The following is a 13,722-nucleotide window of genomic DNA, read 5'->3' as shown; positions in this document are numbered from 1 at the left end:
GGTGAAAGCTGCTCCGTGCCTTCGAGTGTCCCGGGCATACCTCAATGTCCGGGCAAGCAGGTCCAAGGATTTCCACAAGATCCGTACTCGCCGGTAGCAGCTCTGCCACCCGTGTGAAGCGCTGCGACATGCCTCGTAGGGGTTAATACGGTAGAAGTAGACCTATGGTCTCTCCCACCGAATCCCGACGTGCCGTTGTCATCGAGGATGACCCGGACATCCGCGGGCTGCTGGTCCGCGTCCTTGTTAAGCAGGGATTCGACGTCACCCAGGCCGGAGCGGGCCTGGCGGGGGTGGAGGAAGTGCGCCGCGTGCAGCCGGACCTGGTCACGCTGGACCTGAACCTGCCGGACCTTGACGGCCTGGAAGTCTGCAAGTTGCTCCGTGAATTCTCGGATGCCTTCATTGTGATGCTGACCGCCCGGGCCGATGAGCTGGATAAGCTGACCGGCTTGGACAACGGCGCGGACGAATACCTCAGCAAGCCGTTCAGCCCGCGCGAGCTCCAGTCCAGGATCAATGCCCTCTTCCGCCGCCGGCCCTCCGCAGCCGCGGATTCGGCCGCGCGCAGCGAACTGCAGCGTGCCACGGAGGTGCAGAAAAGCCTCCTGCCCCAGGAAGACATCCAGGTTGAGGGCTACGACGTCGCCGGAGTGTTCCGGCCCTCGCGGAACGTTGGCGGGGACTTCTATGACTGGTACCAGACTCCGGACGGGCTCCACCTGACCTTCGCCGACGCCATGGGCAAGGGCATGGGTGCCGCGCTCATCGCCGCAACGGTCCGCGCGGTGATGCGTTCGACGGGCCTGCGGCATGACCTGGACACCGCTTTCGGCTCGGCGAGCAAGGCGATCGCCGCTGACCTGGACTCCTCCAATTCCTTTGTCACCCTCTTCCACGCCCGCCTGGACGCCGCTTCCGGAACGGTCAGCTATGTCGACGCCGGCCACGGGCTTGCGCTGCATGTCCGGTCAGGCGGGACGGTCCACCGCCTTCCCTCCGGCGGTCCCCCGGTGGGCGCCTGGGCAGGAACGGAATGGCCGCAGTCGGCCCTGGACCTGCTGCCGGGGGATTCCCTGGTGGTGGTGAGTGACGGCGTCCTGGACGTTTTCGACTCCGTGGAGGACTTCACGGACGCCGTGCTCCAGGCAACGCACCACCAGGAGTCGGCGCAGGCTGCGAGCACCGCCATCCTCGCCCTGGCCCCGGCCGCCACGGCTGAGGATGACGTCACGGTGGTTGTGGTCCGCCGGCTTCCGCAGGAGGCCGTGGCATGACCCGCTTCTGGACCCGGCTTGTTGTTGTCCTGACCGTCATCACGGGCGTCAACTACATCGCCTGGCGCTGGGCCGCCTCACTGAACTGGGACGCCTGGTGGATCGCGCTGCCGCTGGTGATCGCCGAGACCTACAGCCTCATCGACGTCATGCTCTTCGGCATGACCGTGTGGAAGCTGAAGATCCGCAAGGCCGCCCCGCCGCCCCCGCCGGATGCCACCGTGGACGTCTTCATCACCACGTACAACGAAGACCTGGACATGGTGATGACCACCGCGCTGGCGGCGCAGAAGATCAGGCACCCGCACAGCACCTGGATCCTGGACGACGGCGCCCGCCCCGAGCTGAAGGCCCTCGCCGAACAGCACGGCCTGGGATACGTCACCCGAAGCGAGGACTGGACCTCCAACCTGCCCCGGCACGCCAAGGCCGGCAACCTCAACAACGCGCTGATGCAGACGCACGGCGAGTTCCTCCTGATCCTGGACGCGGACCAGATCCCGGAGCCGGACATCCTGGAAAAGACCCTCGGCTACTTCAACAACCGCCGGGTGGCGCTGGTCCAGACACCGCAGTACTTCAGCAACGTCCCCGCCGACGATCCGCTGGGCAGCCAGGCTCCCCTGTTCTACGGCCCCATCCAACAGGGCAAGGACGGCTGGAACGCCGCCTTCTTCTGCGGCTCCAACGCCATCCTGCGCCGCGAGGCCCTGATGCAGCTGGGCCTGGTGGGCTACGTCAAGGAGACCGAGAAGAGCATCCGCCGGGCGCTGGCTGCCTCGCGCTCCGCCATCAAGCAGGCCCGAAAGTCAGCGGACATGGAAACGCCGCTGGTGGCCCAGGTGCTCGATGAGGTTGAAGCCGCCACCCGCGAGGCCCAGCAGGAACTCGACGCCGGGCAGCCGCTGGGCGAGATCACCTACCGGGTCCGCCGCCGCGTGGACGCTGCCGTGCAGACCCTGGTGATGGCCGACGTCGAAGCCCTCCAGGCGGACCTCGAAGAGATCGCCGCCATGGAACTGGCCCACGTGGGCGAGTCCGGCGTCCCGGTCGTGGCGGACGACGCCGTGCAGCGGATGTCCGCCCGCGACTGGTCGCCGCTGGGCGCCCTTGAATCAGTGCAGGCCGTCCTGGACGCGCTGTCCGTGGAACGCAACGACGAAGCCCAGCCGGTCATGCCGCTGGCCACCATCTCCGTGACCGAGGACATGGCCACCGCCATGCGCATGCACGCCATGGGCTGGGAGAGCGTCTACCACCACGAGGTCCTGGCGTACGGCCTGGCGCCGGAGGACCTGAAGACCATGCTCACCCAGCGCCTCCGCTGGGCGCAGGGCACCATCCAGGTGCTGCTGCGGGAAAACCCGCTGGTCCAGAAGGGCCTCAAGCTGGGCCAGCGGCTCATGTACTTCGCCACCATGTGGACCTACCTGAGCGGCTACGCGGCAGTCATCTACTTCGCCGCGCCCATCATCTACCTGCTGCTGGGCATCCTTCCCGTCACCAGCCTCAGCTGGGACTTCTTCATCCGGTTCATCCCCTTCATGGTGGTCAACCAGCTGCTGTTCGCCGTTGCCGGCCGCGGCATCCCCACCTGGCGGGGGCAGCAGTACAGCCTGGCGCTGTTCCCCACCTGGATCAAGGCGTGCTCGACGGCGGCCCGCAACGTCTGGTTCGGCCGTCCCCTCGGGTTTGCCGTCACCCCCAAGGCCCGCCAGAGCGGCGGACCCAGCTGGAGCCTGATCCAGCCCCAGATCGTGGTGTCCGTCCTGCTGGCCGTGGCCGCCGTCGTCGGACTCATCCGCCTGGCCAACGGCCTGGCGGAACCCCTGGGCACCCTGGTGAACGTGGCCTGGGTCATTTTCGACCTGGTGGTCATGAGCATCCTGGTCCGCGCCGTGCTCTACAAGGGGTACGACCCGGCCGCAGAACACGCAGAACCAACTAATACGGAGAGGAATTCCGATGGAATTTAGTTATGAGGTCAAAGACTCGTACGCCGAGGTGAAGGCGGACGGCCGGCTCAACATGGTCTCCGCGCCGAAGCTGCGGGAGTTCGTCACCGACGTGATCGCCGGCGGGTCCAACCGGATCGTGGTCAACCTGGAAAACACGGCGTTCATGGACTCCTCAGGCCTCGGGGCGCTCATTGGCTGCCTCAAGGCTGCGCGCCAGGCCGGCGGGGACCTCCGGATCGCGGCCGTCCAGCCGCAGGTGAAGATGGTCCTGCAGCTGACCAGCATGGACAAGGTGCTGACGTCCTATGGTTCTGCCGAGGAGGCGTTCAGCAATGACTAATGTCCTGGCGTCCCGCAGCTTCCGGGGACCGGCTGCCGAAGAGGCCATCGAAGCCGTCCACAACCACCTGGACAGCCTCTGGCTCGACGTCCCCTTCGTGGGGGACATGGACCAGATGACGTTTACGACGGCGGTGATCGAGTCGGCGTCGAACATCGTCCAGCACGCGGAACCCGTGGGGCAGGATCCCGTGGAGCTCGGCGTGGACATTGAGGTCCAGCCCGCACTGCTGCGGGCCCGCGTCAGCGCTTACAACGCCGCGCCGCCGTTCGGACCAATGATCCCCGGGTCACCGGATGAGGACGCCGAATCGGGCCGCGGGCTGGCGCTGATCGAAGCACTGGTCACCACGGTCACGTTCGAGCGCCAGGACGGTACGAACACCTGGGTCCTCACCCGGACCTCCCAGCACGCCTGACCACCCTCAAGTCTGACCACCCCCTAAGGTGGGGGGCTTAAGGCTCGGCGGGGAACAGCACGGAGACAGTGGCCCCGCCTCCCGGGGTGTCCGTGATGGAGAGTTCTCCCCCGTGTGCCTGGGCGATCCGCTGGCAGGTGGACAGGCCCAGCCCTGTTCCGGGGCCGTCCCCGGGCCGGTGCAGCCTGACCAGCGGTTCCACTGCCCGGTGCCGCTCCGACGGCAGTATGCCCTTGCCGTTGTCTGCCACCTCGACAGTGACGCCCAGCGGCCCGGTGTCGGCGCTGACCGCCACCCGCAGCGGGCGGGTGCCGCTCCGGTAGTTCAGGGAGTTGGCCAGGAGGTTCTGGACCAGGGTCCGCAGCTGGGACCGGTCGGCAAACAGTTCCGCGTCCTCGCAGGAAATGCCGCTGGCGGCTCCCAGGTCCACGCCAAGGTCCCGCGCTGCCTCCGCCGTGACCGCCAGCAGGGACACCCGCTCCCGGTTCAGTGCTCCGTCCGCCTTGGAGTAGTCCAGCACGTCCTCCAGCATTCCCAGCATTCGGCGTCCGCTGCTGCCGACGTATCCCAGGTACTCCACGGAGGGATGGTCCGCCGGGATGTCCGGATCGTCCTCCGCCAGCTCCACGTACCCCAGGATGGCGGTGAGCGGGGCGCGGAGGTCGTGGCTGACCCGGCCGGCGAACTCGGACAGCAGCGCGTTGCTGCGCCGCAGCTCGGCCAGGGCGTCGCTGAGCTGCAGGGTGCGGTGCTGCAGCTCCAGGAGCTCCACCACCTGCTGGGCCAGCATTTCCAGCATCCCTATCTGCCCGGCGCTCGGGCGTCCGGACTCATTGGAGAAGACGCACAGTGAACCGAGCACCAGCCCCGCCGGGGTCTCCAACGGCACGGACGCGTAGAAGCGGACGTCGGCAATTTCTCCGGTGACGAACGGATTGGCGGCGAAACGCGAATCCTGCGAGGCATCGGCCACCACCGTCGTCCTGTGGCTCAGGAAGACCGTGGCGCACATCGAGTCTTCCCGGGAGCAGATCCCGGGGTCGATGCCGAAGGCCGCGATCTGCAGCTGCTGCTCCGCGGTGATGATGTTGACCACGCTGTAGGGCACGCCGCACAGGGAGGCGGCGAGCTGGACCAGGTTGTCCAGCGCACTACGGGTCGAGGCGTCCGCAAGGACCGGCAGCTCGTCCGCAGCGGCAGGGACCAGCCCATACTTCCGCAGCCCCGCGTCGCGTGCCGCGTCCTGATCGGTCAGCATGTGCAGAGCCGTACCGTCCATCTTCTTTTGCGCCCCCCAGCCTCATCCACTCGAGCTCCCCGGCTCTCCCGTGATGATACCGGCTGGTCCTGTGCGCCGTTGTAGTCTTCTTGACACCACAGGAAGCCTGCTTTTGAATATTACGTATGCTGAAATAACAGTTCCATGATGCGGAAGCCTGGGATGACGGGAAATTACGTCGCCGGGTGCCGGGAAGTCCGGCCTCCGCATAGCCGTCACCATGGATGCCAGCAGATTCTCACCAAGGGACCAGCCAGCATGAAGCTTGCCGAATTCAACTCCGCGGAACCCGCCCGGGCCGCCGAAACCCTCCGACCCTGCATCGACGTCGCCCGCTGGGTGGAGACCGTCGCCGCAGCCCGGCCGTTCGCCACCAAGGACTCGCTGCTGGCCTTTGCGTCCCAGGCTGCGAGCCCCTTCACGTCCGCCGAGGTTGAGTCCGCCATGGCGCACCATCCGCGCATCGGGGAACGTCCGACGGCGGCCACCACCGAGGCGTCCATGTCACGTTCGGAGCAGGCCGGGGTGGACCCTGCGGACAGCGCGGTCACCGAGGCCCTTGCCCGGGGCAACAGGGACTATGAGGAAAAGTTCGGCCGGGTCTTCCTGATCCGCGCCGCCGGCCGCACCGCCCCGGAAATCCTGCGGGTTTTGAAGGAACGGCTGGCCAACACGCCAGCCGAAGAGGACACCATCGTGGCCCAGCAGCTGCGCGAAATCGCCGTTCTGCGGCTGGAAGGACTGATCACAGAATGAGCGTCTCCCACGTCACCACCCATATCCTCGACACAGGCGCCGGACGCCCGGCGGCGGGGGTCGCCGTCGTGCTTTACCGGAACGACGGCGGCACCTGGCGGCATGTTGCCGACTCCACCACGGATGCCGACGGCCGCGCCAAGGACCTTGGCCCGGAGCAGTTGGAAGCCGGGCACTACAAGCTCAACTTCGCCACCGGGGACTACTACGCCGGCCTGCAGACGGCCACGTTCTTCCCCGAAGTGGACCTGGTGTTCGAGGTGACCGGCCCGGAGCACTACCACGTGCCCCTCCTCCTCAGCCCGTTCGCGTACTCCACGTACCGCGGCAGCTGATCCCGCCCGCTGCCCTGCCACGTACGGACCCCGTCCGGGCGTCTGGCAGCAGTACGGGGAGGGCAACGGCGGAAATGTAGGCTTGATGCATGCCTTCTGAACAACCTCCTGCCGAGCGCCGCGAAGTTACCGTCCGCCGCGCGCCCAAGTATGTGCCGTTCCTTATCCTGGGCGCACTGGTGGGTGTCGCGGCCGCAGCTGTGGCCGCCTACGCGGTGCCGGCAAACCCCAGTTTCGACGCCGGCGCGGTCTTCGGCTTCTTCCTGGTGTGGTTCGCCGGCGGCGGCGCCATCCTCGGTGCCGTACTGGCGCTGGTCCTGGACCGCCGGAGCATCAAGCGGCAGCAGCGGGCCGTCGTGGAAGCCGTGCCGGATTCCGAGCCGGACACGGACGGGCAGCCCTAGCCCGGTCATAAACGGGCGGCCGGAAAAGTCATACCCCATGTCGTGAGATAATCGACCAGTGGCACGCGGCGATGGAAAACTTTCCCATGATCTTCTCCCCGGCGAAAAAGGCCCGCAGGACGCTTGTGGCGTCTTCGGCGTTTGGGCACCAGGTGAAGAAGTAGCAAAACTTACCTATTACGGGCTGTATGCACTACAGCACCGCGGTCAGGAGTCGGCTGGTATTGCCACCAGCGACGGCAAGCGGATCAACGTCTACAAGGACATGGGACTCGTCTCCCAGGTCTTCGACGAGACCACGCTGAACACCCTGACCGGGCACCTGGCGGTGGGACACTGCCGCTACTCCACCACCGGAGCCAGCCACTGGGCCAACGCCCAGCCCACCCTCGGTGCCACCAGCACCGGAACCGTGGCCTTGGCGCACAACGGCAACCTGACCAACACCGCCGAGCTCAACGCCATGATCCAGGAACGGAACGGCGGCCAGCTCACCGGCGAAATGAAGCAGGGCAACACCTCTGACACTGCCCTGGTCACCGCCCTGCTGGAAGGTGAGCCGGGCAAGAGCCTCGAGGAAACCGCCACCGAGCTGCTGCCCAAGATCAAGGGCGGCTTCTGCTTCGTATTCATGGACGAAGGCACCCTCTACGCGGCGCGCGACACTTACGGCATCCGCCCGCTGGTACTGGGCCGCCTGGAGCGCGGCTGGGTGGTGGCCTCCGAGCAGTCCGCCCTCGCCACTGTGGGCGCCAGCTTCATCCGCGAGATCGAGCCCGGCGAATTCATTGCCATCGACGAGCAGGGCGTGCGGTCCCAGCGCTTTGCGGAGCCGACGCCGGCCGGTTGCGTTTTCGAGTACGTTTACCTCGCGCGTCCGGACGCCGCCATCGCCGGCCGTTCCGTGTACGAGTCCCGCGTTGAGATGGGCCGCCAGCTCGCCCGCGAAAACACCCAGGTGGCGGACATCGTCATCCCTGTGCCGGAATCGGGAACACCCGCAGCCGTGGGCTACGCCGAGGAATCCGGTATTCCGTTCGCGCACGGCTTCGTCAAGAACTCCTACGTGGGCCGTACCTTCATCCAGCCCTCGCAGACGCTGCGCCAGCTCGGCATCCGGCTCAAGCTCAACGCCCTCGAATCGGTGATCCGCGGCAAGCGCGTGGTGGTGGTGGATGACTCGATCGTCCGCGGCAACACCCAGCGCGCCATTGTCCGGATGCTCCGTGAGGCCGGTGCCGCCGCCGTCCACGTCAAGATCTCCTCCCCGCCCGTGAAGTGGCCCTGCTTCTACGGCATCGACTTCGCTTCCCGCGCGGAGCTGATCGCCAACGGGGCCACCATCGAGGAAATTTCCCAGGCCATCGGCGCCGACTCGCTGGCCTACATCTCCGAAGACGGCATGATCGGCGCAACCCGCCAGCCGCGTGAGCGGCTGTGCACCGCCTGCTTCACGGGCAAGTACCCCATTGAACTTCCGGGCTCGGACAAGCTGGGCAAGAACCTGCTGGAGCGTACCGACCTGGGCGGACTGAAGCCCTCCCCGTCCGCCCTTCCGGGTGCAACCGCAGCCCTGGCTGTGGATCCCGAAGAGGACCCCGCCGAGAAGTCAGGTGCCACGGGCTGCGATCCCGGGCCGGACTCCGAGTTTGAAAACCTGCTCACCGAAGCCGACCTCGTGCCAGAGATTCATCACGTAGCCACCACCCCCGGCGCCGACAAGAAAGAGTCCGTATGACTTCCGCTGCCCCCGCCTCCGGCAACACCTCCGGGAACACTGCCGGCATCACCTACGCCTCCGCGGGCGTCGATGTTGAAGCCGGCGACCGCGCCGTCGAGCTCATGAAGGGTGCCATCAAGGCCACCCACAACTCCTCGGTGATCGGCGGGGTGGGCGGCTTCGCCGGCCTCTACGACGTCTCCAGGCTGCTCACCTACAAGAAGCCGCTGCTGGCCACGTCCACGGACGGCGTTGGCACCAAGGTGGCCATCGCCCAGGCCATGGACATCCACGACACCATCGGGTTCGACCTGGTGGGCATGGTGGTGGACGACATCGTTGTGGTGGGCGCCGAGCCGCTGTTCATGACGGACTACATCGCCTGCGGCAAGGTGGTGCCCGAGCGCATCGCCGATATCGTCCGCGGTATTGCCGCCGCCTGCTCCGTAGCCGGCACCGCCCTGGTGGGTGGCGAAACCGCTGAGCACCCCGGCCTGCTGGGCGAGCACGAGTATGACGTGGCGGGAGCCGCCACCGGCGTCATCGAGGCCGACCACCTGCTGGGACCGGACCGCGTCCGTGCCGGCGATGTGGTGATCGGCATGGCCTCATCCGGCCTCCACTCCAACGGCTACTCCCTGGTCCGCCGGGTCATCAACCACGCAGGCTGGGCATTGGACCGCCAGGTCTCCGAGCTGGGCCGCACGCTCGGCGAGGAACTCCTCGAACCCACCCGGGTCTATGCAGCGGACTGCCTGGACCTTGCCCGCACCTTCCCCGTCACCGGCGGTGCGGCCGTGCATGGATTCAGCCACGTCACCGGCGGCGGCCTGGCCGCCAACCTGGCCCGCGTCCTCCCCCACGGCCTCGTGGCCACCGTGGACCGCTCCACCTGGGAACTGCCGGCCATCTTCAAGCTGGTGTCCGAGCTGGGCAACGTCCCGCTGGCCGACCTCGAGCGTACGCTGAACCTGGGCGTGGGCATGGTGGCCATCGTGTCCCCCGAAGCCGCAGATGCAGCAGTTGCCCGCCTCAACGACCGCGGCCTGCCGTCCTGGGTGATGGGCACCGTCACCGAGGATTCGGACGCGATCCTCAAGTCCGGCCCTGACTACGTGCAGGGTGCCAAGGGCGTGGACGGCGGCGCTGTACGGCTGGTCAACGCCTACGCCTAGATCCCTATCGAGTGCTCCGTTTCGGCCGTTTTGACCCTTCAGAACGGCCGAAACGGAGCACTCGATGCGCTTAAAAAGGAACTAGTTAGTCATCCCCTTGACTGCTAAGCATACTTAGCTTTAGTGTTTAAGTCGGAAGTGCATAACAGAATAGTCAACCGGGTTTCTCCAAGGCTTGATGCCCCGCCGGAATCCACCGGCGCCTGGGCGCCCACCCGGTTGAACCGCCTTCCCCCGCCGAACCGGCGGACGCCAGAAGAAGCAACCACAGAGCCGCCCCGCCCCCATCCGCCATGCATCAGCACGGCCGTCAGGCAGCCCGGAGTTATCCGCGGACTGCAGGACAGGGGCACCAGGGCAGATATCAAGGGAGCGAAAACTATGTCAGTTCTTAAGAAAGCCACCGCCGCAGCCGCTGGAAGCCTGTTCCTCATGGGCGCCGTTGCCGGACCTTCGCAGGCGGCAGATAACACCACGTTGAATGACGGCCTCGTCAGTGTCACGGTGGGCGACATCACCGTCAAGGATGCTGTGGACGTCAATGTGGGCGCCAGCGTCGCAGCAACCCTGTGCGACGTTGCGGACATCGGCTCAATCGCGGTTCTCGGTGAAGCAGTGGATGCCACCGGCTCCGAGGAAACCGTCTGCGATACCGCGACCGGTCCGGTTCGCATCGTAAATAACAAGTAAACGGAGCCAGTGAGGGACAGGCGAGAGAACGCCTCACCCAACACCCTCTTTTAGAGCTTCATGAAAAGAGCCCCGGCCACTAGCCGGGGCTCTTTTGCGCGCACGCGCCAAGCGCACGAACCACGATTCCCGCAGCTTTGCACCTTAATGCGAATGATTATTGATAGCATGTGAAGCGACCCCTGCTCAGTCCTCACATGAAATGACGTTGCCATGCCTGCACCCGCCCTGTCCGTGACAGACCTCGCGCTCTCAAGCGGCGGCCGGCAGCTGGTGCACCCCCTGACATTCTCAATGGTGGCTGGGGAGCGCGTTGCGCTGCTGGGCGCCTCAGGATCGGGCAAGTCGCTGACGGCCGCAGCCCTGGCCGGCCAGCTTCCCGAGGGGATATCAGCCGGGGGAACCATCACCTTCGGGGCAGGATTCGGGGCAGGATCAGGCAAGGGCCAGGCCGCACTGATCCGCCAGGATCCGGCAACGGCACTCAACCCCCTGGTTCCGATCGGCAGGCAGCTCGCCATCCCCCTGCGCTCCGCTGGATACAGCCGCGCAGACGCACAGGCCGAAGCCGCCCGGCTGCTGGCGCGGGCGGGCATTGGGGAACCCGCCAAGTTCCTGCCGCGATACACGGGCCAATTGTCCGGCGGGCAGCTGCAGCGCGCCTGCATCGCCCTTGCCCTGGCCTGCGGCGCCCCCGTCCTGGTAGCGGATGAGCCCACCACCGCCCTGGACGCCGTCACGCAAAATACCGTCCTGGAAACCCTCCGCATGTGGAGCACCGGGGGCCGCAGCCTCCTGTTCATCACCCATGACCTGGCCGCGGCCGCCTCGCTGTGCACACGCGCGCTGGTGATGGAGGCCGGGCGCATCGTAGAGCAGGGTCCCATGGCGGACCTGCTGCGCAACCCCCGCCACCCCTACACCGTGCGCCTGGTGCAGGCTGCCTCGCGGTCAGGGGAGCCGCTGGCAGCGGACAGTTCAGCGGAAGGTGCGGCGCCGCGTTCAGCAACAGCGACGGCGGTTGCGGCGTGAGCGACGGCGGCGCGTTCAGCAACAGCGACGGCGGCGGCAAGACGACCGGAGCACTCGCCGCAGACGGCGTCTCGTTCGCCTATCCAGCACCCCGCTTCAGGGGCGGAATCCACGGCCCCCGCCACGACGGCACCCTCCACAACGTCAGTCTGCACCTGGCACCCGGCAGCAGTACCGCCCTGGTGGGAAGCTCGGGCTCCGGCAAATCCACCCTGGTGCGCATCCTGCTGGCGCTGGCAAAACCCTCCGCAGGAACGGTGGCCCTGGGCGCCCACGAGGTAAAACCCGGCCTGGCCCGGTCCCTCCGCTGGTACCGGCAGGCGGTTCAGTACATCCCGCAAAACCCGGCAGGAAGCCTGGACCCGCGCATGACCGTTTCCCAGCTGCTGAGGGAGCCCCTGCGCCAACTCCGCGTGGCGGGCAACCACAGGGCGATGGTGGGTGAGGCGCTGGAACGCGTCGAGGTGCCTGCCGGGCTGCTGGAGCGCCGGCCGGGCGAACTGTCCGGCGGCCAGAACCAGCGGGTGGCCATCGCCAGGGCACTGGCAGTGCAGCCGGCCTACCTGCTGGCCGACGAGCCCGTCAGCGGCCTGGACCTTCCCCTGCGGGACACCGTCCTGTCACTGCTCGGCAGTCTGGTGCACCAGCAAGGACTGGGGCTGCTCCTGGTCACCCACGACCTGGGCACCGCTGCCCGGATGTGCGGCACCACCGCCGTCATGGCGCACGGCCGCATTGTGGAGCACGGGCCCACACACCGGGTGCTGGACAGTCCGGGCAGCCCCGAAGCGGCCGCGCTGGTGCAGGCATCAGCAGCCCTGCACTTTCCGCCAGCCATCCCAGCCGGTGCCGCGTGACGACGCTTGAGACCACGGGGCGGACCGCCACAGCGCTGCGTCCCGCTTCCGGGCTGCTCCTGGCCAGCCAACTGGTCTTCAACATCGGCTTTTACGCCGTGGTGCCTTTCCTGGCCCTGGTCATGACCCGCGACTTCGGCCTGGCGGCAACGGCTGTGGGCATCGTCCTGGGCGCGCGCGTCTTCAGCCAGCAGGGGCTCTTCCTGGTGGGCGGCATGATTACGGACCGGTGGGGAGCACGGCGGGCAATGCTGGCGGGCTGCCTGGTCCGGGTTTCGGGCTACCTCACGCTGGCCATGGCCGGCAGCTTTCCCCTGTTCCTCCTGGGCGCGGTGCTCACGGGCATGGGCGGCGCCCTCTTCTCACCGGCGCTGGAATCACTGGTGGGGAAGGCGGAAGAACGACGGCGGAGCACCGGCGGGAAGGCACCGGCACTTTTTGCGCTGCTTGCCATCTGCGGGGAAATCGGAGCCGTGGCAGGTCCCCTGCTGGGCGCCCTGCTGCTGGGCGTTTCCTTCACCTGGGCCGCGCTGGCCGGGGCAGTGGTCTTCACCGTGATGGCCGGGGTGCTGTGGCACAGCCTGCCTGCGGAAGAGCCACGTCAGTCACCGGCCATGCAGAAGCCTGCCACCCCGCTGCGGCCAGCCGCCCGGCAGGCCGCAGCGCCCCAGAGCACCGAGAGGGCTGAGAAGGCTGAGAAGGCCGATGGTTCCGGTGGTTTCGACGGGACCGAGGGTTCCGGTGGTTCCGGTGGTTCCGGTGGTTCCGAGCGTTCTGGAAGAACCGGAAGAACCGAGGGGACAGCCGCAATGCTGCGGGACAGGCGCTTTGTGGCGTTCGCCGCCCTGTACAGCGTGAACCTCCTCGCCTACAACCAGCTCTATTTCGGCCTTCCCGTCGAGCTGGCCAGGACAGGAGCAGGCCCAGAGGTGCTGGCCGGCCTGTTCGCCGTCGCGTCCCTGCTGACCGTTGCGCTGCAGTGGCCCATCTCCCGGCTGACAGCCAGGATGGGCGCAGGACGGGCCCTCACTGTGGGGTTCATCCTCAAGGGCCTGGCCTTCGGCAGCATGGCCGTACTTGCCCAGGTTCCGGCCGCCGGCACCATGCAGCTCCTGCCGCCGCTGCTGCTCGTGGTGGGACTGTGCCTCGGCCACATGTGCATCGGCCCGGTGGCCATGCCGCTGGTCCTGGACTTCGCCCGCGGCCGCCGGACCGGGATCTATTACGGCCTCCTGGCGAGCATGGGCGGCTGCGCCGTGCTGCTGGGCAACATTGTCCTGGGACCGCTCTACGCAGGAGTCTCCCAGCCGGGGCCTGACGCCGCCTGGCCCTGGGTGCTGCTGGCGGCACTCACGGTGCTTCCCGCCGTCGGACTTCCCCGGCTCCTGCCCACCAAAACCTAACCTGCCGGAACCTGGCGCAGGCGCCCACACCCGGCAACACAGCATTCAAACAACCCAACTGAAGGAAAAGGTACTCCC

The 13,722-nt window shown here is 67.2% G+C and carries 14 protein-coding genes; 13 read left to right on the top strand and 1 reads right to left on the bottom strand.

Annotation, left to right across the window (positions count from 1 at the left end; genetic code table 11):
- Nucleotides 1-164: 164 nt before the first annotated feature.
- The 4 genes from IEX33_RS14560 to IEX33_RS14545 are packed head-to-tail and all read left to right on the top strand — an operon-like array spanning nt 165 to nt 3,993.
- Complete coding sequence (locus tag IEX33_RS14560) at nt 165-1,277, top strand: PP2C family protein-serine/threonine phosphatase (RefSeq protein WP_188731322.1); 1,113 nt, start codon at nt 165-167, stop codon at nt 1,275-1,277.
- Nucleotides 1,274-3,253, top strand: coding sequence for a glycosyltransferase family 2 protein (locus IEX33_RS14555; RefSeq protein ID WP_188731320.1), 1,980 nt, complete (start codon nt 1,274-1,276; stop codon nt 3,251-3,253). The genes IEX33_RS14560 and IEX33_RS14555 overlap by 4 nt, the downstream gene beginning before the upstream one ends.
- Nucleotides 3,243-3,575 carry an STAS domain-containing protein gene (locus IEX33_RS14550; protein ID WP_066279537.1) on the top strand — a complete coding sequence of 111 codons (333 nt, stop codon included), beginning with the start codon at nt 3,243-3,245 and terminating at the stop codon, nt 3,573-3,575. Before IEX33_RS14555 ends, IEX33_RS14550 begins: the two co-directional genes overlap by 11 nt.
- Complete coding sequence (locus tag IEX33_RS14545) at nt 3,568-3,993, top strand: ATP-binding protein (RefSeq protein ID WP_188731318.1); 426 nt, start codon at nt 3,568-3,570, stop codon at nt 3,991-3,993. The genes IEX33_RS14550 and IEX33_RS14545 overlap by 8 nt, the downstream gene beginning before the upstream one ends.
- Nucleotides 3,994-4,030: 37 nt before the next feature.
- Here IEX33_RS14545 and IEX33_RS14540 read toward each other — a convergent pair whose 3' ends face one another.
- Nucleotides 4,031-5,251 (bottom strand): GAF domain-containing sensor histidine kinase, encoded by a 1,221-nt coding sequence (locus IEX33_RS14540; RefSeq protein ID WP_188731316.1) that lies wholly within the window; start codon nt 5,249-5,251, stop codon nt 4,031-4,033.
- A 279-nt stretch (nt 5,252-5,530) separates the two neighbouring features.
- Here IEX33_RS14540 and uraD point away from each other — a divergent pair, with 279 nt between their 5' ends.
- From uraD to IEX33_RS14495, 9 genes are all read left to right on the top strand, one after another.
- Nucleotides 5,531-6,028, top strand: coding sequence for a 2-oxo-4-hydroxy-4-carboxy-5-ureidoimidazoline decarboxylase (uraD, locus tag IEX33_RS14535; protein WP_188731314.1), 498 nt, complete (start codon nt 5,531-5,533; stop codon nt 6,026-6,028).
- Nucleotides 6,025-6,363: a hydroxyisourate hydrolase gene (gene uraH / locus IEX33_RS14530; protein WP_066279543.1), complete on the top strand. Its 339-nt coding sequence runs from the start codon at nt 6,025-6,027 to the stop codon at nt 6,361-6,363. The genes uraD and uraH overlap by 4 nt, the downstream gene beginning before the upstream one ends.
- An 89-nt stretch (nt 6,364-6,452) precedes the next feature.
- A complete protein-coding gene (locus IEX33_RS14525) occupies nt 6,453-6,767 on the top strand; it encodes a hypothetical protein (RefSeq protein WP_104186446.1) in 315 nt (104 codons plus the stop codon).
- A gap of 58 nt (nt 6,768-6,825) precedes the next feature.
- Nucleotides 6,826-8,505 carry an amidophosphoribosyltransferase gene (gene purF / locus IEX33_RS14520; protein ID WP_188731313.1) on the top strand — a complete coding sequence of 560 codons (1,680 nt, stop codon included), beginning with the start codon at nt 6,826-6,828 and terminating at the stop codon, nt 8,503-8,505.
- Complete coding sequence (gene purM, locus IEX33_RS14515; RefSeq protein WP_174175153.1) at nt 8,502-9,662, top strand: phosphoribosylformylglycinamidine cyclo-ligase; 1,161 nt, start codon at nt 8,502-8,504, stop codon at nt 9,660-9,662. Before purF ends, purM begins: the two co-directional genes overlap by 4 nt.
- Before the next feature lie 381 nt (nt 9,663-10,043).
- Complete coding sequence (locus IEX33_RS14510; RefSeq protein WP_188731311.1) at nt 10,044-10,352, top strand: hypothetical protein; 309 nt, start codon at nt 10,044-10,046, stop codon at nt 10,350-10,352.
- Nucleotides 10,353-10,565: 213 nt separating this feature from the next.
- On the top strand, nt 10,566-11,384 hold the full coding sequence (locus tag IEX33_RS14505) for an ATP-binding cassette domain-containing protein (protein WP_188731309.1): 819 nt from the start codon (nt 10,566-10,568) through the stop codon (nt 11,382-11,384).
- Nucleotides 11,381-12,241 (top strand): ABC transporter ATP-binding protein, encoded by an 861-nt coding sequence (locus IEX33_RS14500; RefSeq protein ID WP_188731308.1) that lies wholly within the window; start codon nt 11,381-11,383, stop codon nt 12,239-12,241. Before IEX33_RS14505 ends, IEX33_RS14500 begins: the two co-directional genes overlap by 4 nt.
- Nucleotides 12,238-13,644: an MFS transporter gene (locus tag IEX33_RS14495; protein WP_188731306.1), complete on the top strand. Its 1,407-nt coding sequence runs from the start codon at nt 12,238-12,240 to the stop codon at nt 13,642-13,644. The genes IEX33_RS14500 and IEX33_RS14495 overlap by 4 nt, the downstream gene beginning before the upstream one ends.
- Nucleotides 13,645-13,722: the final 78 nt, after the last annotated feature.

Origin of the sequence: Pseudarthrobacter scleromae, assembly GCF_014644515.1 — a bacterium.
GTDB lineage: Bacteria > Actinomycetota > Actinomycetes > Actinomycetales > Micrococcaceae > Arthrobacter > Arthrobacter scleromae.
Note: the sequence above shows the minus strand (reverse complement) of the source record. Positions and strands in the feature narration are given on the sequence as shown.